This window comes from Actinomycetota bacterium, assembly GCA_040905475.1.
Classification (GTDB): domain Bacteria; phylum Actinomycetota; class AC-67; order AC-67; family AC-67; genus DATFGK01.
The window spans coordinates 14,884-37,376 of record JBBDRM010000064.1 but is presented as its reverse complement, the minus strand read 5'-3'; the positions used below and the strand labels follow the sequence as shown (position 1 = coordinate 37,376).

The window sequence follows — 22,493 nt, the reverse complement described above, 5'->3', positions numbered from 1 at the left end:
AAAGCTCTATCGGCCCCCCGGTTGTCGGGAGAACTCGGAGACAGTCCAGCTTAAGCGGGACATCGACATCCTCTACGACACGACGACGAGCACGCGCCGCCGCTGGCTCTTCGACATCTTCCGAAGCGGTGGAGCCCTGAGGGGCGCGATCGTCCAGATCTCGCAAAGCCCCTTCCGCATCACGACGAGCTACGCAGGCGGAGACGACGAGCAGGGCGCCCGCGCCCGCGCGATCCTCGAGCTGCTCGGGGATACGCGAGACGCGTGGGATGAGCGGGTGGGACGTACTCGGGGAGTCAAGACCACGCTTAGCCGTATCGGGGTTGCTGACGCCGCCGACCTTGTCGAGCACGGATATGTGCTCGCGATGGCCAACCTGCACGTCCTTCTCGCCTATCCGCGGGTCGAGCTCCCGCCGAGTGAGCGTTTCACCGCCTTGCTTGGCCCGCCGCCGGAGAGCCCCTAGATGAACCGGCGCCTCCTTCCGCCCTCAGAAGACGTGTCCGACCGAACGACGACGTGGACACCTGAGGGCGCCTCCCCGGGAATGGGAGGCTTTCACTACGTCGTCGTCGATGAGATCGTTGGCTCCTCCGTGGGTCTTGCTCTCTCCGCGTGGCCCGAGTTGGACGCGCAGGGCAGGCTTCTCTTCGGCGCGACTGACGCGTACCTGGTCGGGTCGCCAAGGGAAGAGCTGGAGACGTTCCTCGGCAAGCATCGGCTGCCCGAGAATCTCCGCGAGCGACCGCTTCGGATCGGCGATGTTTCTACGGTACAGGTTCGGCCCGAAGCGCTAGAGGAGATCCTCGATGAGCTCGACGAACAGCAGCGACTCGAGCCTTTCTTCGCGCCCGAGAGCTGGATCGAGCCGCCGGTGTACGACGTCACGGCCGATGCCCACGATGCCGCGAAGGTCGCCTTCTATGCGCCGTGACCCCGACTCTCGACGCCGAGGAGGCCGCGCCCCTCGCAGAAATGCTGCTCGAGGAGCTGAGGCAGGTGGCAGCTCCCGATCCCGTTCCGAGTGTGATCAACGCCGGCGGCGTCATCGATGCGTGGACGTCGAATCGCTCGGCTGGAAACGCGAGAGGGTCGAGACGCGGCTGGCGAGGATTGGAGACACCCTGACCGCCATCTACGAGCGCGCCCGCACGGACGGCGTCACGACCGACGCCGCGGCGGAGCAGTTCGCCCGCTCACGGCTGGCGCGGACTTGATGCAGGAGCCGGGCGCGCTCAACGCTCTGGGGAGAGCCGCCCGCCGCGAGTGGAACGAGCGCGTCGCCGGCGCCATCGGCCATGCTCTCGACGGGTCACCGGCAGCCGCGCCGTTCCTACTGCCGACGCCTGACAAAAGGACGCGCTCGATCACGGGCCCCGATTGGACAGGTCTTCCAGCGAGAGTCGCATCGTGCTTGGACAGGCAGAGGGCACTTCAGCTCCTCGACTGGCGGAGCGAGGACGTCGGCGGGGGCGGACGCCAACTGCAGGAGGAGTACATCGAGTGGCGCGTCGTTCGCACCGGCACGCAGATGTCCCGCGTCGAGCTCACGACGGAACTCTCGGAGTACTGGCGAGTACTCGCGGCCTACGAGCCCGAGACGCTCGTCGAGACCGTAGCGGACTTCGCGCGCGAGTCCGCGGTACCGACGGAGGCAGTCTATGGGGCCTGCGATCCGTACGCGGACGGGATCACGCCCAACGAGCGCGAGCGATCGTTCGCTGGGACGATGCTCCCACCCGACGGCCGCAGCGCCTACAACAACGGAGAGAGGGCTCTCTGCTTCATGACGCAGTCCACGAACTCGCTCGGCGCGCTCGTGATGCTGGCCGCCGCGGCTCTCGACGCGCGCCTCGTTCATATTGCGAACGGCGGCGCGCGGTGTCTGACGTGTTGGGAAGCGATTCCGCTGCTCAGGGGAGCCGCGCAGCTCGGCCGGGCGAGCGACTCGATCCTCGTCGAGCGTCTGGCCAGGCTCGCGTTCGAGCGGCGCTTGGTCGCACTCGACGACCCGGTCGGAGTCTATATACAGAGCGTCGAGCACACACGCCTGCGAACGCCGACCGGCGCCGTGGTCCCGCCAGACTGGTTCACCTTCGGTCGCGGCATCTCGGCCGAGATGTCGCCGGACGCACGGCCCCGCTACCAGCGGCTGACGTTCGAAGTGCCACCGGAGGAGGGATTCTCGGTCGGCGATCTGGTCGACGTTGCGACTGAGCAGCCGATCCGCCACGGCGGCCAGGTGGCGGACCTCGTACAGCTCGCCGTCTTTCTTCGCGTCGGGGAGTCCGGAACAGCCGCCGTCGATCGCGCGAAGCCCGCCGCAGTCGAAGCGGCCGTGGAGGACGCCGAAGGGTGCGCCCGGATTCGCAACCACGAACAGCGGTTCACTGAGTTCGAGGAAGAGGCGTAAGAGTCTAATGCCGCGTCGACTTCAGCAAGGCATTGCGTTCCAGCCACGCAGGCGACCGCAGCCATGCTTCCGGCTCGTCCTTCTGAACGTCGCGCCCGAGACAGCTTCGATCACCGCCCGCGACGCCCTCGCGGAGATCCTGCGCATGCTGCAGGAGCTGAGACGCGGACAGGTGCGGGAGCTGGCTGGTCAACCGGAGAAGCACGCCAGAGCGAGCGCAGCTCAATTCTCAAGCTTGCGCGCGCTGATCGGTTATGGACGGCGCTTCTTCGACTTAGACGTGCACAATCCGCCTTTGACCCGGGCGCAGCGCCCGGACTATCTCTCCAACCTGCCAAGCAATCCCGGGCCCTTCCCGAGCCTTCGCTGGGCAGAGAACGCGGCGCCGAACCGCGGCGAGGCGGACGTGGCCCTCCAGCTGACGAGCGCTCGCGAGGCGGGGGTGAACTGCGCAGTCGTCGAGGTCTGGAAGCTGATCGAGGACAGGCGTCTGCCCCTCGACATTGTCTCCTCGTTCGGCGGATTCGGGCGACACGACGGTCGCGGTTGGCTCGAGTTCCACGACGGGGTCAGCAACATGGAGTCGAGCCAGAGGCTCGACGCGCTCCAAGCCCGACCCGATCCCGCGTGGATGGCCGACGGCACGTTCATGGCCTTCCTGCGGCTCGCGATCGACCTCGGCGCCTGGCGAGCGCTCGAGCGGGGCGATCAGGAGCTGCTCGTCGGCCGCGACAAGCTGTCGGGGGCCGCTCTCGTCGCGGTCGAGAAAGACGAGAAGGGGCGACCGGTCCCCGTGGCCGGACCGGCTCCAGCGGGGGACTCAACCGAGCACCTGGCCGCCTGGCGCGACCCTCCGCAGACCGTGGATCCGATTCTCGAGGCCTCCCACATTCACCGCGCGAACCAGAATCGAGCCTCGTCGGCTGCCGCCGGAGCACATCGGATGCTACGGCAGGGCTACGACTTTCTTGACGGATTCGAGCACGGGCGTCCAGCCTTGGGGCTCAACTTCGTCAGCTTTCAGCGCGACCTCGCCGCGCTCCATCACGTTCTCCACCTCCCGGGATGGCTCGGCGACGTGAACTTCGGCGGACCGTCGCAACCGGGCGGCGCGGGCCCGACCCTCGTCCGCGTGCAGGCAGGTGGGCTCTACGCCGTTCCTTCGCGAGCCAGACCGTTCCCCGGCGCGCGCCTCTTCGAGGCCGAGCGCTAGTTCGAGCAGGGTTGTCGGTCCGGCTGGTGCTGCCCCGGCTTGACGAGCGCTTCGATCCTGACGCGAACCCGGACGGCAAGCTGGCCGCCGAAGGCGATCGGCTGACCGTCGATCTTGACCTCACCCACGACGTACCCACGGCCCTCCGGAACCTCGAACGAGGCTCTGACGGCGCGGTCGGCGTCGCCGCGGTCGACGGTCCAGAAGGTCGCCGGGTCCACCTCGTCCGGTGTCTCCATGCCACCGGTGATCAAGCCGTCGATGTACAGGCCGACCGGATCGTTCAGCGTGATCTCGGCGCCGGTCGCCGCGGCATTGTTCACCGCCGCTGCGATCTGGGGGTCGCTTCCACGCAAGGGATTCCCCAGCCCCGCGCAGTCGACGAGCGCTTGCGGATGCGTAACTGGCACTCCGTCACGCTCGCGGAGAATCGTGGCCTCGGCCGCGAGCACGAGTGCCGCGATGAGCTTGTTGCTGTCCTGGATGAGATGGACGGGCCGCGTGCTGTCGAGCAACTGATTCCAGATGTTCTCGCGCAGATAGAAGCCATCTTGTGTGAGGTCACCGGGCTCCACCTGCGGGCCGACCAGCTCTCGGTAGAGGGTGAGGAGAGCATCGGGGTCCGACCGGAACAGGTGGTCGAAGTACTCCGGCACCTCCGTTGTGAACGTCACCCGCGTAATCTTCTCCGCTTCGTTCTTTTCGACCGCCCACTCGCAATATTCGTCCTGCGTGCTGCGGTCTTTGTCGGCAATCGCCAGGCGCTGGCTGGGTGGGCCGGCCAAGCTCGCCGGGAAGGCGGGCCACACGACACGCGCGACGACGGCGTCGTCGGGTGTGTCGACAACCGTCGGGTTGTAGAACTGCGGAAAGTCACCCGCCGCCGCGACGTTCTCGAGGAAGCCGGCGACCGTGTCGCTCCAAGCAGCCGGGTGGTTGTCCGGCACGTTCCCCGGCGTGGAGAACATCGTCAACGTCGACATCGTTAGACCACCGTCCCGTCGCGCTGCATCGAGAGCGAGACCGGCGGGATGTTCGTGTTCGCGAAGAGCAGCGGGCTCTCGAAGATCGGCGTCTGCTTCACGCGCTGGCGTCGCGACTCCGCGAGCCGAAAGTAGTCATCGAATCCCGCTTGGCTCGCGAGCCGAGCGTTCACCGCTTCGTAGTAGTCGCGCAGAAGAGCGTTGAACTGATCCTCGAAGTCCTCGCCAACGTTCCAAAGCTCGGCGAACTCTTGCTCCGGACTTCCAGCTCCAGCGTCTGGCGCCTCCGCGAGGATGGCATTGGCCATCTCCTCGGAGAACGAGCTGCCGCCGTCCGTCACCTGAGCCGTCGGCGGGACGCGCGCGAGCAACGCGGGGCGTCGATCGGAGAAGATCGGGTTCGGGAAGTCCGTCATGAGCAGGCAGGCCGCGAGCCGTCTGCTCACCAGGCCGATCTCCAATGCCTTCTGAAGCACCACCAGATCCTCGAAGGCGCGTTCTGGGACCGCGAAGGCGAAGTGCGTGTCTCCGTCTTGGACGAAGCCCGGCCCGTCTGCAAGCTTCACGTCGAAGGTCTCGAGGCTCCTTGCGTACACCTCGGCGCGCACCGTGAACTGAGGCGGTCCCTCCAGTTGCACGATTGCGAGGCCGTCGGCGTCGATGAAGAACGTCCCGGGCAAGGCCAGCGGCTCGGGTGACGCGCTGGCGCTCGCGCTCTCGCGCCTGCTTGTGATGAGGTTGACCGCGGGCGTGTCGAGGAGCTGCTCCATGATCCGCGCCGGTCGCTCGATCGCGCCCCCGTTCGCGAGGAGCGCCTCGAACCGAGCCTTCGCCCAGCGCTGCATTGCGGGCTTCGCAACCTCGAACTCGAAGGCGTATGCACCTCCGATCTGCTTGCCGGTGAACCACGCATGCGTTCGCCGATCGTCCCCGGCTGCGAACGCCGTCGCCTCGATGTGCACGTCTGAGGAATCCCAGTGGAGCCAAGGACGTTTTAGCTCCTTCATCAGCAGCGCCCCGCTCTTGTGGCTCTCAAATGGGCCCTTGCCCTGTGTCGGGTCGACGAGCGCATGCCGCGAATTGCCGGCGAAGACCCACGCGGGTGGATCTCCCATGGAGCGGTAGTAGTTGAAGCCCTTCGCCTCGAGGTCCCACGCCATGAGCTCGATGCCGGTGCTTTCGGGATGCGGAACGCTGATCAGGATGTCCGGCCCCTCCGGTGGTCCATTCGACGTCGCGCCAAGGGTCACGACGAAGCGGAGGCTGCGACCGAGGGCTGGAGCCTGGCTGAACGGGATCTGGCTTCCCTCGCCAAGAATGAAAGTCATCTGGTCGCGAAGCGGGTCGCCGTCCGGAACGGCGGCCTTGATCGCGTCGACCGTGGCCTCCGCCGTGACCGGGAAGACGCCCTGAAGCAGAACGTCTGTCGCGAACCGGTCGCCGAGTTCTTGTGCTGCCTCGGCGGTCGTCATCGGCGTAGGCGCAGCGTCCTCACCGACGACGAAGCGGTGGATGCGCTCCCGATCGAGCGTGACATCCCTCGCAAAGACCGCGCACGTGGTATCAGACATCGACGGTCATGCCCTGCGGCGGTTGAAGCCTAACCGCTTTCGAATCGCTCTGCTCTCGAAGGAGACTTCGAGCCTTTCCGCACCCGTCGAAAGTGCGCCGCAGCATCGCGCTATACATGTGACGCCGTGACGCCACTGACACCGGAGAGTCCGGCGCCGTCGTCCCATAGCTGCGCCTCGGAAACCCATCATCGAGATTCTTGCGCGTCCTTCTCGTGACGCCGTTCGGGCGTGCCCTTCCATCCTCGGTCGGACGTCTGACACTCCAACATCTCCGACATTGCTGCGCGGGAGCGCAGTGACGATGGGCCCTTGCTCACCGTTCGGAGTCCGACACGAGCATCCGACAGATGGGCAACCGGCCACCGATTCGAAGGCGGTCGAACGCTCGCTCAGCTCACCGCGGTCGGGCTGACTGCGGTGCTCGAACGGCTCGCTCGCGTCCATCGCACCGCCGGGGGGAGGCGACGGGCTGCCTCCGCCACGAGAACTGCTGAAGCGCAACACCACCGCCGGGACGAGCGCCACCGGCGCCGCGCCCTGTTGCGCTTCAGTGCGAAGCCACGCTCACTCCGCTTCCCCGCTCGCCTCCGAAGCCCCTTCGCGGAGGCCCTCCTCCTGGCCATGGAGGGATTCGACGGAGGGACGGCCGAGCCGGCGCTTTCCCTGCACACAAGCCGCATCCGACCCGAGTCTTGAGGGATTGAGGGACTGGAGGGACGTCCTTCCCTCCAAAGAAGGCCCATGAAGAAAGAAATCACCCGGTTGGTGCTCGGCGATGGTCTCCTGACCGCACATGCTCAGCAGTCACTTACAACGTCGGACATCGTCATCCGCTCCGGCTGCGTGACCCACAGGTCGTACTTCGTCTTAATGGCGATTTGCCTTGCCACGTACCGGCACCGATAACCACGATTTCGCGGCAACCAGTCGGCCGCGTCGCCATCGCTCTTCTGCCGATTCGCGGGACCATCAACCGCAAGGAGTACTAAGCTGTCGTTCGCATAGAAGAGCCGCTGGTTAGCGGTCCATTGCTTGGCGCCGGTCCTCCACGCAGCCGCAAGAGCGACCACATGGTCGATGTCGACCTTGGAGGACGCGGCCCCCTGGACGAAGTCGATCGTCGTGTTGGTGTATCTGTCGCGCAGCGTTCCCTTGGCCACGACGCAATCGGAACCGGGCTTGAAGACGACCTGTCTCAAGTCGCGAGCGAGTATGTCGTTGCGCGTGTTGCAGCCATTCAGATCCACATCGAACCACTCGCGTCCGAACCTATCCCGTGAGTACCCGGTCATGGATCCGGCAGACTTCGTGTCGAGGTCTGACAACCTCTCCTTTGCCGTTGCCACCCACGAGGCGGTCGACGCTCCGGAGGTGCTACGCGATGATCCCACTGGAGCGAAAGCCGGTATTGCGGCCAGAGCAGTGATGGCCAGGCTGACCGCAAACACCTTTGCGAGACCACTTCGCAGAAGAGCGAGGATCAGCTGAGGCCTCCGCACAGCGCCATCGTCGCGCTGTAGTCAGGCGGGGTCAACTTACGGACTGCAAACCGTTAGTCGTCCGGACGTCTGCCTAGTCTCATTCTGATGAGTGAGCGCGACACTCTTGGCGTCGAGATCGGCACCGCAATTGGGATCCTCGGCCTGCTTCTGGTGTTCTTGCCCCTGTTCGTCCAAGCCGCGGCGCGTGCAGGAGGCGGACACGAGTCGGCCGAACAGCGTCGGGCACGGACGCGTCAAGCCTGGGCGGTCCCAGTGTTGATTGGAGTGGCAGCGCTCGACGCGACTCTGGGGCTCGTGACGCTATGGGACAAGCTCGACGTCGGATCGATCGCAGGCTGGCTGCTGTTAGTGCTTGTGTGGCACGTGGTTGCTCTATCGGTATGGACGGTTAAGACGGGCCTCCGCTGATGGCACGCAAGGACTACGTCTGGGACGCCGAGGCTGCGACCGCGATCGAGGCGCAGGAGCTCGACAAGCACTTCGAGGCGAACAAAACGCATTACATTGGCCTGGCAAAGGGGGTTTGGCAGAGTCTTCGAAGCATCAGTGCCGACGCGTCCTATCTCAAAGCAGACGATCTGACGGACGCTTTGCAGCCCATCATCGATCGCGACTCTGTGACGCTCACCGGGATGAAGGACAGGAAGCTCCCGGAACCCCACGGGCGTCTTGGCCCACAGTGGTACTCGTGGTTCACGCATTACGTCGTGGAGATGTTCATGGCCAAACTCGAACAAGACGAAGGAGGCGCAGCATGACGTCAACGACACCACGCTCTCTTCAAGCACAAGCTGAGGCGCGCGTCTTGGTCAAGAAGCTACGGAAGAGCAACCGAAAGCTGGAGCAGCGCGGTGGAGTCGTACTACCTGACGAGGAGTACGGCAGGCTCGAACAAGAACTCACGGAGAAGCTGCTCAAGCGAGCTGCTTGAAGACGGGCACGGGGCTGGGCCAAACGCGGCCTTCTTCTCAACGCGGCCTTCACTGGCGGCGTAACACTTCTCCTGAGCCTCAGGAGTTGGCGCCCCTGCTGACGGATTAAGGCAGAGAAGTGTTCACAGCCCAGAGAACGACTTCATCCCGCACACATCCCGCACGAGATCGCCGGAATGCCCCGGCCGCACCCGCCGATCCCCGCAAGACGACGGGTGAAAAGACCTGCTCGTGGCGGGAATCCCCGGCCAGACGGGGTCGGCCCGGGAAGCGTGTATCTGGCTTTGCAAGCCGGAGGTCGCCGGTTCGATCCCGGCACGCTCCACAAAATACCTGCAAAAAAGCACTTTTCTGTTGTCTATGCAGACGCAGGGACTTTGCGGTCGCAGATCTATGCTCTGCGCTGAGCCGGTGAAAGCCGCTCCCAGCCGCAAATACCCGCTTGCTGGCCTGCCGGCCGATCAAGCCGGAGTTCACCGCGTTACCGGGCCTGATTGCAGGGATTTTCCTACGTAGGAACCTGGTCGCTGGCCTCCATCCCGCGCACATCCCGCGCGCGCTCAGTCTTGCGGGCCGGCTACGTAGGAGACGGTACCGAGCGCATCGGTGTGAGCAGCCGATTGACGTCGCCCAAGAAGGCGAGAGCCTGACCCCCTCTCGTTAGTGAAGGGGTCACCGATCTGGAGGTCTCACTGGAGGGCACGACCCACTTCCTCATCACGCCCGAGGTCGCAGCGCGGCTTCGATGTTCAGTACGGACGGTGCACGAGCTGACGCGATTGGGGCTGATCCCGCACCGCCGCCTGCCGGGTTCACGCAGATGCCTGTTCCGCGAAGACGAGTTGCAGGCTTGGGAGGACGGTGCGGAGCTTGAAATAGTCGACGTCGGCGGTAGCGAGCGGCTCGTACGTCCGATCGCCACGAGCATGTACCTCCGTCGTTCTCCTGTCGCGGGAGCAAGTCCAGCAGGCCCGCGCGCTCGATTGGCCGGCGAGCAGGGATCTCAACGCGGGATCGCCCGTCGGGCCTACCGAGGGTGAGTCAGGCCGCCTGCTGCCGCCGACCTCGGCGCACTCAAGGGACCTAACCGCTGGCTTCCGCACGTCGCAGGAGTGACAATCTCATCCCATACGCCCTCGTAAAGGCAACTTCCTCAGCAAGCAACAGACAGCCATTGTCCGCGCGTCGTTCCCACGCCACGCTCGTCACGGCTCGAGGAGTGAACGCTGCTGTGCTGCTGACCGACGATGAGGGCGTCGAGGATCGCGAGTAACGAGCTCAGTGGCGATGCCCCAGGGATGCCTCGTTCGGGTTGCACCTGTCGAGCACGATGGCGCCAGGAAGAGACCCGTCCGTGCTGTCGCCTGCGCACCTCCATGGAGCACTGCGACCGATTCGGCCGCCTGAGTGTCACCTGAGTACTGTCCCGTGTGCTCAAGCGAAGGAAGGACACCTATGCAGATCGGCAGTACAAGCACGCCTGTGACCGAGATGAGCCACGCTCATCCGGACCGAGTGGAGGTGCGCGGCCGCGACCTCTGTCAGGACCTCATGGGCCGACTGAGCTTCACGGAGTACTTCTTCCTCCTGCTCACGGGCGAGGAGCCGAACGAGGACCAGCAGTTTTTCCTCGACGTGCTCCTGCTCTCGATCGCAGAGCACGGGATGATGCCGACGAACGTCGCTGCCCGAATGACGCTGGCGGCGGATCCTGGATCGCTGCAGGGAGCAGTCGCCGCCGGGATACTAGGATGCGGCCCCGTCATCCTCGGCGCCTCCGAGGAGTGCGCGCGCTTGCTCGAGGAGGGCGCATCCCGTGTCGCGGAGGGCGGTGATCCCGCGGACGTCGCCAGACATCTCGCGACGGAGATCCGTGCATCAGGCGGGCGTGTGCCTGGCTTCGGCCACCCGGTTCATCGACCTGTGGACCCGCGGGCCGAGCGGATTCTCGAGCTAGCCGATGCCCGCGGCGTGAGCGGCTCCCACGTCGAGATCGCACGCCAGCTTCGCGACGGCGTTGCTCAGGTGTGGGGTAAGCCCCTGCCGATGAACGTCGCCATGCCCATCGCGGCGGTCATGCTCGATCTCGGATTCACGTCAGACGTGGTGAAGGCTGTGCCCATCCTCGCGCGAACCGCTGGCCTGCTCGGGCATCTCGCCGAGGAGCGTCGCCAGCCGATCGGCTTCTACATGGCCGGCAAGGCCGAAGAGTCCATCAGCTACGAGCCGGCGGCCTGATCGGCAGCGGGCAGGGTCAGGCTCCGCGTGTCGCTCGACGAAGCCTTAGACGACGCCTCGGTCAGAGCGCACCTCCGACGCACGGCCGACGTCGTCGGCCTGGCCATCGATGAGATTGCCGCTCCTAGATCGAGGTTCGTTCGAGTCGGCGACGTGCGGTACCACTACCTGGACTGGGAGACTCCGGCCCTCCCCGTCCTCTTCTTGCATGGGTACGGCCTCAATGCGCATACCTGGGATGCGGTCGCACTCGGACTCTCTCGCGACTACCGCTGCCTCGCGCTCGATCAGCGGGGCCACGGGCGCTCAGACTGGGGCTCGCGCAGCGACTACACGGTCGAGGCTCGAGCGCTGGCGGCCGACACGATGCTCGACGTAGTCGGACTCGACGAGGTCGCGCTCGTCGGGCACTCCATGGGAGCGCTCGTGGGATTGAGTCTGGCCGCGCGGCTGCGACGGCGTGTCGCCGCTCTGGTTATGGTCGATGCAAGCCCGTTCTCTTCTGTGTCGAGGAGCACAGGCGCGCGGTTTCGTGAGCGGACGTTCGAGTCGGTCGACGAAGCGTTCGAGCTCGTAAGGCGTGCGAACCCCGGCCGCGAGCCGCAGGTTCTACGCCAGAACCTGCTCTTCAACCTGCGCCAGCTCCCCGACGGAGAATGGACATGGCGATACGACCAACGGCAGGAGATGCTGCGTCCCGAGGACCGCGGCGAGCGCAATCGGAAGCTGATCGCGCTCCTTCCCGACGTGACCTCGCCCACTCTCGTCGTGCGTGGCATCAGGAGCGAAGTGGTCGAGGCCGGCCCTGCAGACGACTTCGCCCGAGCGCTTCCGAACGGCCGCCTGATGGAGATCGAGGACGCGGGTCATAATGTGCAGGGCGACAACCCACGCCGTCTCGCCGAGGTCGTCTCACGCTTCTTCGACGAGATCAGCTACCGCTGACGGACCGCCCGGTGGGGGAGACGCGCTCGGGCGCCGAGCGCGCTCGGAGCGCACGATGATGCGGATGAGTGGCGGGGCGACGAGCATCATCACGAAGATCCGAAAAACCTGAACAGACACCACGAACGTGGTGTTTGCGTTGATGGCAACCGACGCGGCAAGAACGGCGTAGAGCCCGCCGGGGCTCGTCGCGAGGTAGGCGTCGGCGAAGGTGACATGGGCAAGCGGCACCAGGAGCAGAGCTAGGCCGGCACAGGCCAGGATCAAGGTGACGATCGCCGTCAAGACCCACGGCAGCAGTGCCTGTGCCTCTCGGATTGTGGCAGCTGTGAAGCGAAGGCCAACCTGCCAGCCGATGAGAACAAAGGCGACGTTCTGAACGGCCGTGGGAACGGCCGGCTCTCCGAGAAGGCCCGATCCTGCGAAGACCGCGGTGAGCACGAGGGGGAAGAGAAGTGAGCCGGCCGTCATCTTGAGCCGTCGGGCGATCAACACACCCGCGAGCGCGCAGCCGGCAGTGAACGCGAGGTCGCCGACTACGCCCGCCCCGGACGAGTCGAGCTGACTCGCCGAAGACCGATCACCTTCGAGGAGGGCGAAGGCGACGACCGGCGCCACGATGACGACAACGAGAACGCGCAGGTACTGCATGAATGCGACAAGTCGTCCGTCCGCGCCGAGCTCATCTGCCATAGCGACGATCCCGCTGGCACCTCCAGCGACGAGTCCCAGGGCGCCCGTAGCACGGTTTACGCGTCCGCGTCTGGCAACGAGCAGGCCAACGGCGAGCGAGACCAAGAGGGTTCCGAGCGTGACGACCGACACTCCTAACCAGTCGGCCGCAACGGCTCGAAGCGTCGACGGTTGCATCTCGGCACCGAGTGCGACGCCGATGAGGGCCTGACCTACCGTCAAGCCGGGACCGGGCACGCGAAGCGCACGGTTCTTGGCGACGAGCGCGTAGCCGATACCGACGAAGAGCGCGGCGAAGAGTGCGGCGGTCGGAACGCTCGCCCGATCGAACGCAAAGAACGTGGTCGCCGTCGCCGCGACGACTAGGAGCCAGCAATTCGTCGTGGCGCCTCGTTTGCTCAGCTCAACCCGTACTCGTCTCGACCTGCGCTGCCTCGTCCGTCAAGGTAGCCTCGTCGAGGCGGGCCTGCCTAGGGCAGCTGGCTCGCGGGCTGAGCGCCCTCCTGCCGCTTCGTCTGCCGCACGCTCGGCGGCGCTACGGAGCACGGCAGCCGTCCGGTAGACGATATGAACGAACTTCCCGTAGGGGGCCGTCACGTAGAGCGCCACGATCGTCCCCAGGTGGAGGACGAGGAGCGCGCCCATCGCAGGCGTGTCGCGGAGCGCGAGCAGGAACAATCCGCTCGTCGAGGCGAGGTTGAGCGACACGAGGAAGGAGGAGTTCAGAAGCGCTTCGCGACGAGCTTGAAGAGGCGCCGCGCGAGCCTTGAGCCAGAGGAGTCCGGTCGTCCCGACGGTCATCCCGATCCCGCCGACGAGTCCGAAGAGCACCACGGGATGCAGGACCGGATACGGCGCCGGCAGATCAAGAACGTTGTGATAGAAGGACGCAAGCGACGTCGAGACAAGTGCCGCGAGAAACCCGTATGCGGTCAGGTGGTGGAACCTCCGACGCAGCGGCGAGGAACGCTCGATTGCGGGGTAGTAGCAGTCGTCTCCGCCCCCTCGCATCCAGCGAAGGGTGGCGACCTCCGCGAGTCCGGAGAGCCAAACACGTGCGCCGAGGTGCGAGGCACCACGCGATGCCCGCTGGAAGTCGATGAAGCCCCAGACGATCACCGCGAGCAGAAAGGCGGTGAGCAGGAGCGAGGGCACGAGCATCAGGCCGTAGGGGATGACGTCGAAGAACGTCCGCGTCGACTCCGTGGGAGCAAAGATTCCGCGCGCACGTCCGGCGGCCCATGCCAGAAACGCGAAGACCAGCGCGCCGGCGAGGGTGAGGGCCGCCACTGCTCGGGGGCCGGCCGTGAACCAGCGTGCGAACCAACGAGGCCGGGCGAACTCGGAGTAGGACCGCTCGCGTGCCTCGCTCATGAGCTTCGGGATCTCGACCCCAAAGGGGTGGGGTGGCGCGTACATGCATGCCTGGTAACAAGCGCGACAGTCGTGACACAGGTTCGCCAAGTACGTGAGGTCGCCCGCGCCGACGACGGGAAGACGCTCCATCGCAGGAAAGACAGCGCAGTAGCCCTCGCAGTAGCGACAGCCGTTGCAGATCGCGATCTGCCGCTGGCCTTCCGCCAGGAGCCCGTCGATGGAGGTGGGCTCAGCCACGACGGACCCCGGCCGCGTGCTCGCCTGCGACCACACCGAAGACCGTGCCGATCGTCATGCCGATTCCGGCGAGGTAGCCGCGAAGCAGGATGTTCCCCGCCATGATCTCGCCCGCGGCGTACACGTTCTCGAGCGGCCGCCCCGACTCCCGAAGAACGCGCGCGGCCCGATCGACCGCGACTGCGAGGTAGGTGAACGTGATGCCGGGGATCAGCGGATAGCAGTAGTAGGGCGGCGTGTCGATCGGCAGTGCCCAGTTGCTCTTCGGAGGGGAGAGGTCGATCGTCCGGCACCCGTCGAGGCGTGTGGGGTCGTACTCGCCAGGCACGATCGAGCGATTGAATTCGCCGACCGTCTCCTCCACGCGCAGCACCGGGAGGCCGGCCTTCTGCGCCAGCTCCCCGACAGTGTTGGCGATGAGTGGCGGATAGGCCCCCCCGATGAAGTTCCCGGCCACTTTCGAGTCGAAGATCGAGTACGCCATCTGCTCGGGTTGTGCGCCGATGAGGCCACCCCACGTCGCGTAGCGCATGGGCCAGAGGTCCTCGCCTTCGTCGGCGAACCGATCGCCATGGATGTTGACGACGATCGAGAACGGCACGGAGTCGACGCGCGTGACGATGCCCCCTTCGAACTTCGGTGAGCGGGCGTCCACGGCGATCGCGTGGTGGCCGCGTGGGTTCCCGCGCGCTTCGGCACCGAGGTCGAGAAGCACGCGAAGCAGCGCGCCATCGTTATAGGCAGTGCCGCGAACGGCGTAGTTCTCGACTCGGTCTCCCCAGTACTCGCGGAGCCACTCGATGTTGGCCTCGAAGCCGCCCGTCGCGACGACGACCGCTCCGGCACGAACTCGCTCCGACGATCCGTTCGCCGCCACCACGACGCCGGTGCAGCGCTCGCCCTCGAACGCGAGCTCGACGACCGGTGCCTCGTAGCGCACAGCGATGCCGAGCGACTCCGCCCGCCGGTAGTACGCGTTCATGAGCGCCTTGCCACCACCGAGGAAGAAGCGGTTTGTCCGGGCAAGCTGCAGCGTGCCGCGGAGCGGAGGTTGCCAGCGAATGCCCTGGTCGCTCATCCACGCCGGGAGGTCGAGTGAGCGCTCGACCACGTAGGAGGCGAGATCCTGGTCGAGATCCTTGCCGGTGACGCGGACAAGGTCGGAGAGGAACTCCTGCGGTGAGTACGCACCGGGCATCACGGCGTCTCCGTCGAGGTGTGCAACCCGGATGTTGCGCGTGTACTTGCTGTTCCCGCCCCGCCACGCCTTCGGAGCGCACTCGAGCACGAGCACGGACGCGCCTCGCGAGCGCGCTGCGATCGCAGCGCACAGGGCAGCGTTGCCTCCACCGGCGACGACGACGTCGTACGCCGCCACGACTAGCGGTCGCTCGCTCCGGGTGACGAGTCGCCGAAGAGCATCTGCATGCGGATCTCCTCGGCGACGCTCATGTGCTTGCGCGCCAGCTGCTCGGCACGCTCGGGATCGCGGCCCTCGATCGCCTCGAGGATGGCCTCGTGCTCGGCAAGCGCAGAGTCCGGCCGACCGGGAAACGAGAGAGTCGTCGTCGGGAAGCGCTTCACCCAATTTTCCACATCACCGATGAAACGAGTAAGTAGCTCGTTCCCCGTCGCCTGAGCGAGAGCGAGATGGAACTCGCTGTTCGCAGTGGCGAACGCCTCGTAGTCGCCGAGCTCGACCGCGCGCTCGCAGGCACGCTGGATCTGCCGGAGATGGGCCGCGGCCCTCGGCGACGCCGATTCCGCAGCGAGCGCCGCCGACAGGCCCTCGAGGCTCTTGCGGACCGCGTACACGTCGAGGATCTGCTCTGGCGTGATCGAGCCGACTCGGAGCGAGCCGCGGTCGTCGCGCCGGGCAAGCCCGGAGTTCGCGAGCCCAGCGAGCGCTTCGCGGATCGGCGTCCTGCTGACTCCGAAGAGCGTGGCCAGACGCTCCTCCCGCAATCGCCACTCGGGCGGAAGCTCGCGGTCGATGATGGCACCCGACAGCGTCGTCATGATTACTTCTGCGCGCGAGCGAGCCCCGTCGAGCATGGCGGAGACCTCCTTCCAGCGTGCGACGAGCGCCTCCTCCTCGGCGGTGGGCGCACCATTCTTCGCGCTACGAACGCTGGACGGGTCACGTGCCATGAGCGTTCAGCGTACAGCTGTACACAGGCATCTGCAATCGTCGGACGAGGATCACGCCCACGCTCTAGCCTTCCTCCATCGGCTCTGTACGCGACGGTATACAGTACCGCTCGTCCGGGAAACTCTGGGGAGGCGTACATGTCCAAGCTATCCGGGGGTGCGGCGGTCGTCGAGGCTCTCCGCCAGGAAGGCGTCAGCCACGTATTCGGCGTCATCGGAACCGCAACGCTCGAAATCTTCGACGCGCTCTACGACTCCCCGGACATCGTCTACGTCGGCGTACGGCACGAACAGAACGCCGTACACATGGCAGACGGGTATGCGCGCATCCGAGGCCGCGCTGGCGTCGTTCTCGCGGGCCAGCCGGGACCTGGCGCCACCAACGTCGTCACGGGGGTGGCCGAGGCACGGCTTGCCTTCTCACCTGTCGTCGTGCTGGCCGGGCATACAGTGTCGGCCCAACTCGACCGCCACACCTTCCAGGAAGTCGACCAGCAGGCGCTCTTCACCCCGATCACGAAGCGCACGCTCACTGTTCACTCGGCGGCGCGCATCCCCGAGTACCTTCGCGAGGCGTTCTTGACGAGCCAGGCGGGCCGCAAGGGACCGGTCCTCGTCAACCTCCCAGGCGATCTGCTCGCCGAGCCGATCGAGTTCGCGTATCGACCGGTGCAGGATGAGCTGCGCGACAGCACCGTCGCGCCGGGGAGCGTCGCGCTCGAGCGAGCGGCGCACCTGCTCAACGAGGCCGAGCGTCCACTGATCATCGCCGGAGCGGGCGTGAAGTGGTCGAGAGCGTCACCCGAGCTGGCCCGCCTTGCCGAGAAGCTGAGCGCTCCGATCACGGCGTCGGCCGGGAACGGCGACGTCGTTCCCAACGACCATCCCCTGTACGTCGGACAGGTGGGACCGCGCGGCAACGAGGTCGCGACGGAACTCTCACGAACGGCTGACGTGATCCTGGCGATCGGCACACGCCTCGGCTACAACACAACACTCTTCAAGCACGACAACCTGTCGGCCGAGGCCCGGATCATCCAGGTGGACATCGAGCCGACGGCTGTCGGTCGTTACTTTCCGATAGCGCTCGGAATCGTCGCCGACGCCGGCGAGATGTTGCGGGCGCTCTTGCCAGCGATCACCGAAGCCGGCACACGCTCCGCGTGGGTCTCTCGGGCAACCGAAGCACGCCGGGCGCTCCTCGAGAGCCGTGCCGAGCTCGCTCAAGAGAGGACTAACCCACTCCATCCGGTGACCGTCTTCACGGCTGTGCAGGAGGTGCTCCCGCGAAACGCGATCGTCACTGTCGACACGGGGACAATCTCGTTGCAGGCAACGGACGTCATGCAGACCTTCGAGCCACCTGCGCTCCTGACGCCGCTCGACTTCGGTCTCGTGGGCTTCTCTTACGCAGCCGGCCTCGGGGCGAGGGCGGCGGCTCCGGATCGCCCGGTCGTCAGCATCATGGGCGACGGGGGGTTCGGTATGTCGATGGTGGAGATCGGCACAGCGTTGGCCGCCGACCTCGCGACCGTAACGGTCGTCCTCAACAACGGCTGCTGGGGTGCCGAGAAGGCCTACCAGCGCGACTTCTTCGAGGGGCGGTACATCGGCGCCGACATCGTCAATCCAGCGTTTGACGACATCGCTCGCGCGTACGGCGCCCGAGGAGTCAAAGCCGAGAACCCCGAGGAGATCAGCTCGGCGGTGGCCGAGGGGCTCGCGGCTGCGACCCCGACCGTCATCGAGGTCCCAGTGGATCCCGACACGATGACGAGCTTCCGTCGCGACTCCTTCCCGCATCGCGGGCAGCCATCAGACCAGGACACACCTCATTGACATCATTGACATCCGTCATCCGCAGTCGTAAAGTGGCTGGCACCTCTTTGCGGTACACAAAGGTATGCAGACTTGCACAAGCGTGTGCAGCATGGCGGCTGGACCGTTGGAAGGCCGGTGTTGAGGAAGGCGCCGGTGACGACTTAGGAGGGTTACATGCATAGAACGACAATGCGCCACGTCCTCGTATCCGTACTCGCCCTTGCCGTCGTATGTGTGTCCTCGGCGTCGGCCGGAAGCGCTGGTGAGGCGGCGACAGCTCAGAAGAAGCCGACGAAGAAACAGCTGAAGGCGGTCGGTGCAAAGCTGGTGGCCGATGCCCGCCGAGCGGGGGATATCCACTTCTACACATCGACCGACCCCGTAACCGCACAGAAGCTCGCCGATGCGTTCGAGAAGAACTACAAGATCCACGCGACTTTCACAAGGGCTGTGTCCGGCCCACTAGCGGCTCGCTACAACGCAGAAGCGCAGGCCGGCAACTTCGTCGCCGACGCCGTCATCATCTCCAACCCGCCGTTCTTCGCTGACGCTTTCCAGCGAGGTTGGACCGTGCGGATGCGGACCTGGCAGGACGCGCCGAGCCTCTACACGCTGGCCAAGAAGTTCAAGTTCTACGGAAGCGTCGGTGTCGGGATTTCACGCGTCAACGGGGTCGTGATCAACACCAACCGCTTGACCGGCAGCAGTGTTCCGAACACCTGGCAGGCGCTCACGAACTCGCGCTTCGAGGGGCGGATGATCATCGGCGACCCGCGCACCGTTCCGGTCAACATGGGCATATGGCAGCTACTTCGCAAGACGTACGGAGACAACTTCTTGCGCAGCATCGCCGCCCAGCGGCCCCGCGTCGTGGCGAGTATGGTCGGGGGAGTGCAGAGCGTCGCCGCCGGAGAGGCCGACGTCGCGGTGGGCGCGAACATCCTGCACATGACCCCACTGCTCTCGAGCGCCCCGAACGCTCCAGTGCGACTCATTACGCCCCAGGGCCCCGACTTCGGGTTCACGTGGAACGTCGGCGTGAGCGCCCGGTCACCGAATCCCGCAGGCGGCAAGCTGTTCGTGAACTGGCTACTCACCCCGCAGGGCCAGCGAATCTTCAACGAGCAGGGCGGGGTGTCCGTACTCCCCAACGTGACGATTGCGGGGTCGGAGCCCATCGGCGACCGCTACAACACGGTCAGCTCCAACGTCTCGCCGGCGAACCAGGCGCAGATTCTCTCCCTCCTCGGCCTGTCGAGGTGACGCTCGATCTCCAGGAGGACTGTGGGCGAGCGTAGGCCCAAGGGGCTCGCGTGGCCTCCCCCCCACCCTTCCCACGCGAGCCCCTTCAAGGGCCTTTCCGTGCGCCGCCGAGGCGGTGGGCGATGACGTCGGGCAGTGTGCTCGAGGCCCCGCCCGGACCTCGAGAAGCGCGCCCCGCGCCGCCCGGAGGCGAAGAGCACTACGCGATCTCGATCCGCGGCCTCTCCAAGCGCTTCGGCAAGCGCCGAGGAGAGGGTGAGCAAGCACTCGCCAGCGTCGATATCGACATCTTCGAGGGCGAGTTTCTCGTCCTCCTCGGCCCGAGCGGTTGTGGAAAGACAACGCTGTTGCGAACCATCGCCGGCCTCGAGCGCCCGGACACCGGCTCCATCCGGATCCATGACGAAGTCGCGTTCGACGCGGAGCGCCGGGTCGAGGTAGCAGCGGGGCGACGCCCCGTGAACATGATCTTCCAGTCTTACGCGCTCTGGCCGCACATGACGGCGTACCGGAACGTGGCCTTCCCACTTCGGTGCCGGGGCGCGAAGCGGTCGGAGATCTCCCCAAGAGTCGACAAGATCCTCACAACCGTCGGGATCGGCCATCTGGCACGTCGCTATCCGAGCCAGATGAGCGGCGGGCAGCAGCAACGCTTGGCGCTCGCCCGCGCGCTCGTCGTCGGCGAGCGCATCGTGCTCTTCGACGAGCCACTCTCGAACGTCGACGCGCAGGTTCGAGAGAAGCTCAGGCTCGAGCTCATCCGCATGCAGAGGAGCCTCGGGTTCACGGCGATCTATGTCACCCACGATCAGTCCGAGGCGATGGAGCTCGCCGACCGAATCGCCGTCATGTCGCACGGGCGAGTCGCCCAGCTCGATCAGCCACGTGAGCTCTACAGGAATCCGCGCGACATCGACGTCGCCCGCTTCCTCGGCCAGAGCAACGAGATTCCGCTCACGGTCGGGGCCTACGACGCGGCTGCGAGTCGGCTCCTCGGATCCGGGGAGATGGGGACGGTTCAGGCGATCTGGCTGCAACGAGGTGACGCTGCGCCACGGCCGGGCGAAGAGCTTGTCGCCTTCGGACGCCCCGGCGACTTCGCCGTCCTGCGCGCATCGGCAGCCGACTCCGAGACGGAGGGTGCAGGAATTGGCTCGAACACCTGGCAAGGGAGCATCGAAGCGATGCGCTTTGTCGGCTCCCACACGGAGTGCGTCGTGAAGATCGGCGAGATTCGCCTGCTTTGCTGGTTGGGCTCGGAGGGTCAGGAGGTCTTCCGCGAGGACGACTCCGTCTCGGTGTCCATCGCTGCCGAGAAGCTGCAGGCGATGCGCGAGCGCTGAGAGGCGACATGGCCGTCGCCGACCACTCTTCACTCGAGCGTTCCCGGCCGAGGCGTCGCCCTCGGCTTCACGTGCCGAGCGGCTTTCAGGTCGTTCTGGTGCTGGTCGGTCTCGCGGTCGCTGCCGCAGTCGTCATCCCGATGGTCCGCCTTGCCCTCTGGAGTTGGGACGAGTACGGGACAGGCATACCGTCGTACTACTGGTCGGATGTTTTCACCGATCCGGTCATGCAGCCGATCATCGTGGACACCGCGATTCTCGTCACCGTCTCGTCCTTCCTCGCGACCTTGGTTGCCGCCATCCTGGCGTGGCTGAACGAGCGGACCGACGCCTCGATCGGAGCGGCAGGACGCGTGATCCCGCTCATCCCGTTCCTCATGCCAGCGATCGCCCTACCGCTTGGCTGGCTCTTCCTGGCGAGCCCGAACGCCGGTGCGTTGAACGTTCTCATTCGCGGCGCGCTCGACGGCGTAGGTATCAGCCTCGAGAGCGGGCCGCTCGACGTGTACAGCTGGCAGGGCCTGATCTTCCTCTACACCGTGTTCCTATGCGGATTCGGCTACCTCGTGATCTCGAGCTCGATGCGGAACTTGGACAGCGGGCTGGAGGAGGCCGCGACCCTCTCGGGAGCAGGACCGCTCCGAATCCTCTTCTTCATCGTCCTGCCCGCGCTCCGACCGGCGCTAATCACCGCCTTCCTCATGTGTCTGATCGTCGCCGTGGCGATGGTCTCCGTCCCGATCACCATCGGGACCGGCGCGAACATCCACATCCTTTCGGTGATCATCGTCGACCTTGTCGCGAATCGCACCCCTCCTGCCTACGGGCAAGCGTTCCTCCTCGGAATCCTCATGCTTGTCCCGGTCCTCCTCGCCTGGGCTCTGCAGCGCCGTAGTGCGGCACGGGGTCGCTTCGCCGTGATCGGTGGACGCGCCTCGATGGGCGCTCACGTGCGGCTCGGCCCTTGGAGGAGGGCCGTTGGGCGCGCGATCTTCCTCGTTTACGCCTTCGTGGCGGTGGTTCTGCCCGTCCTCGGACTCGCCTACGTCGCCGGGGTCGAGTTCTGGTCGAACACCTGGCCCGAGAGCTGGAGCCCGGTCGGCAACGTCCGCGAAGCGCTCGAGGACGAGGTGATTCGCGGCGCGATGAGGACGAGCATCCTGCTCGGAATCGTCACTGCGGTGGCCCTCGTCGTCGTCTCGCAGATCTTGAGCTACGGGCAGCGCGTGTTTCCGGGGCTCGGGCATCTGGTCGACGGGCTGACGAAGACCCCCGCTGTGATCGCGCACGTCCTCCTCGCGACGGCGCTCCTCGTCGCGCTCGGCGGGCCCCCGTTCCGCCTCGGAGGCTCGGTCTGGCTTCTCTTCCTTGCCTACTTCATCTTCTTCGTGCCCTTCGCGACGGTGATGACGACCGGCGCCCAGCACGAGATCGGACGCGACGTAGTTGAGGCGGCCAAGCTGTCGCGGGCATCTGACAGCAGGACGCTCCTCAGCGTTGTCACTCCGCTCACGCGTCCCGCGCTGATCGGCGCCTTCTTGCTCATGTTCGTGCTGGTCAGCGGCGAGACGAACGGCTCTCTCATCCTCGCAAGTACGGACCAGCCCGTCGTTGGCTTCGTGATGCTCGACCTCTACAACTTCGCGTCGTATCCGAAGGTGGCGAGCTTCGCGTTGCTCATCACCCTCGTGAACCTGGCCGCGATCGCCGGGTTCATGCTGCTACTGAGCGGCCGGGGACCCGGCCGACGGCGCTGAACGATGCAACTGCAGCTCTTGTATACAACGGTGTACTATCGGCCGTGCGGC

Annotated in this window: 20 protein-coding genes and 1 tRNA gene; 14 read left to right on the top strand and 7 right to left on the bottom strand. The window is 65.9% G+C overall.

All coding sequences use genetic code 11. The features are described 5' to 3' along the window. The 5 genes from WEB06_06030 to WEB06_06010 form a co-directional block, all read left to right on the top strand. Positions 1–466, top strand: a 466-nt coding sequence (locus WEB06_06030) for a hypothetical protein (protein ID MEX2555173.1), incomplete at its 5' end; no start/stop codon positions are given. An 81-nt stretch (positions 467–547) separates the two neighbouring features. After that, entirely contained in the window at positions 548–934 is a 387-nt protein-coding gene (locus WEB06_06025; protein MEX2555172.1) for a hypothetical protein, read from the top strand. Between the two features lie 121 nt (positions 935–1,055). Continuing rightward, positions 1,056–1,217 carry a hypothetical protein gene (locus WEB06_06020; GenBank protein MEX2555171.1) on the top strand — a complete coding sequence of 54 codons (162 nt, stop codon included), beginning with the start codon at positions 1,056–1,058 and terminating at the stop codon, positions 1,215–1,217. 197 nt (positions 1,218–1,414) lie between these two features. Next, the gene (locus WEB06_06015) at positions 1,415–2,413 is read left to right on the top strand and encodes a hypothetical protein (GenBank protein MEX2555170.1); all 999 of its coding nucleotides are present in this window, start codon (positions 1,415–1,417) and stop codon (positions 2,411–2,413) included. 7 nt (positions 2,414–2,420) lie between these two features. Continuing rightward, complete coding sequence (locus WEB06_06010; protein ID MEX2555169.1) at positions 2,421–3,626, top strand: hypothetical protein; 1,206 nt, start codon at positions 2,421–2,423, stop codon at positions 3,624–3,626. Here the strand turns inward: WEB06_06010 and WEB06_06005 are convergent. The 3 genes from WEB06_06005 to WEB06_05995 all read right to left on the bottom strand — a co-directional run bounded on the left by WEB06_06005 (position 3,623) and on the right by WEB06_05995 (position 7,430). Next, a complete protein-coding gene (locus WEB06_06005) occupies positions 3,623–4,600 on the bottom strand; it encodes a hypothetical protein (protein MEX2555168.1) in 978 nt (325 codons plus the stop codon). The two genes, WEB06_06010 and WEB06_06005, sit on opposite strands and share 4 nt — an antisense overlap. Positions 4,601–4,611: 11 nt before the next feature. Beyond that, positions 4,612–6,180, bottom strand: a complete 1,569-nt coding sequence (locus tag WEB06_06000; protein ID MEX2555167.1) for a hypothetical protein — start codon at positions 6,178–6,180, stop codon at positions 4,612–4,614. A gap of 800 nt (positions 6,181–6,980) precedes the next feature. Next, positions 6,981–7,430, bottom strand: coding sequence for an HNH endonuclease family protein (locus WEB06_05995; GenBank protein ID MEX2555166.1), 450 nt, complete (start codon positions 7,428–7,430; stop codon positions 6,981–6,983). Positions 7,431–7,769: 339 nt separating this feature from the next. Here WEB06_05995 and WEB06_05990 point away from each other — a divergent pair, with 339 nt between their 5' ends. From WEB06_05990 to WEB06_05970, 5 genes are all read left to right on the top strand, one after another. Next, complete coding sequence (locus WEB06_05990) at positions 7,770–8,093, top strand: hypothetical protein (protein ID MEX2555165.1); 324 nt, start codon at positions 7,770–7,772, stop codon at positions 8,091–8,093. After that, positions 8,093–8,443: a hypothetical protein gene (locus WEB06_05985; GenBank protein ID MEX2555164.1), complete on the top strand. Its 351-nt coding sequence runs from the start codon at positions 8,093–8,095 to the stop codon at positions 8,441–8,443. The genes WEB06_05990 and WEB06_05985 overlap by 1 nt, the downstream gene beginning before the upstream one ends. 440 nt (positions 8,444–8,883) lie before the next feature. Then, positions 8,884–8,942 (top strand) — tRNA-OTHER (locus tag WEB06_05980). 1,157 nt (positions 8,943–10,099) lie between these two features. Further along, a complete protein-coding gene (locus WEB06_05975) occupies positions 10,100–10,855 on the top strand; it encodes a citryl-CoA lyase (protein ID MEX2555163.1) in 756 nt (251 codons plus the stop codon). A gap of 27 nt (positions 10,856–10,882) precedes the next feature. Beyond that, a complete protein-coding gene (locus WEB06_05970) occupies positions 10,883–11,800 on the top strand; it encodes an alpha/beta hydrolase (GenBank protein ID MEX2555162.1) in 918 nt (305 codons plus the stop codon). Here WEB06_05970 and WEB06_05965 read toward each other — a convergent pair. The 4 genes from WEB06_05965 to WEB06_05950 are packed head-to-tail and all read right to left on the bottom strand — an operon-like array spanning position 11,768 to position 16,258. Further along, positions 11,768–12,895, bottom strand: coding sequence for an AbrB family transcriptional regulator (locus WEB06_05965; GenBank protein MEX2555161.1), 1,128 nt, complete (start codon positions 12,893–12,895; stop codon positions 11,768–11,770). The two genes, WEB06_05970 and WEB06_05965, sit on opposite strands and share 33 nt — an antisense overlap. Positions 12,896–12,934: 39 nt before the next feature. Next, positions 12,935–14,107, bottom strand: a complete 1,173-nt coding sequence (gene tcuB, locus WEB06_05960) for a tricarballylate utilization 4Fe-4S protein TcuB (protein MEX2555160.1) — start codon at positions 14,105–14,107, stop codon at positions 12,935–12,937. Next, positions 14,100–15,485: an FAD-dependent tricarballylate dehydrogenase TcuA gene (tcuA, locus tag WEB06_05955; GenBank protein MEX2555159.1), complete on the bottom strand. Its 1,386-nt coding sequence runs from the start codon at positions 15,483–15,485 to the stop codon at positions 14,100–14,102. The genes tcuB and tcuA overlap by 8 nt, the downstream gene beginning before the upstream one ends. Positions 15,486–15,487: 2 nt before the next feature. Continuing rightward, positions 15,488–16,258, bottom strand: coding sequence for a GntR family transcriptional regulator (locus WEB06_05950; protein MEX2555158.1), 771 nt, complete (start codon positions 16,256–16,258; stop codon positions 15,488–15,490). A gap of 138 nt (positions 16,259–16,396) precedes the next feature. Between WEB06_05950 and WEB06_05945 the strand changes: the two genes are divergently transcribed. The 4 genes from WEB06_05945 (at position 16,397) to WEB06_05930 (ending at position 22,442) form a co-directional block, all read left to right on the top strand. Beyond that, positions 16,397–18,097, top strand: coding sequence for a thiamine pyrophosphate-binding protein (locus tag WEB06_05945; GenBank protein MEX2555157.1), 1,701 nt, complete (start codon positions 16,397–16,399; stop codon positions 18,095–18,097). Positions 18,098–18,253: 156 nt separating this feature from the next. Then, the gene (locus tag WEB06_05940) at positions 18,254–19,342 is read left to right on the top strand and encodes an extracellular solute-binding protein (GenBank protein MEX2555156.1); all 1,089 of its coding nucleotides are present in this window, start codon (positions 18,254–18,256) and stop codon (positions 19,340–19,342) included. 122 nt (positions 19,343–19,464) lie between these two features. Further along, positions 19,465–20,685, top strand: a complete 1,221-nt coding sequence (locus WEB06_05935; GenBank protein MEX2555155.1) for an ABC transporter ATP-binding protein — start codon at positions 19,465–19,467, stop codon at positions 20,683–20,685. Positions 20,686–20,693: 8 nt separating this feature from the next. Further along, entirely contained in the window at positions 20,694–22,442 is a 1,749-nt protein-coding gene (locus WEB06_05930) for an ABC transporter permease subunit (GenBank protein ID MEX2555154.1), read from the top strand. Positions 22,443–22,493: the final 51 nt, after the last annotated feature.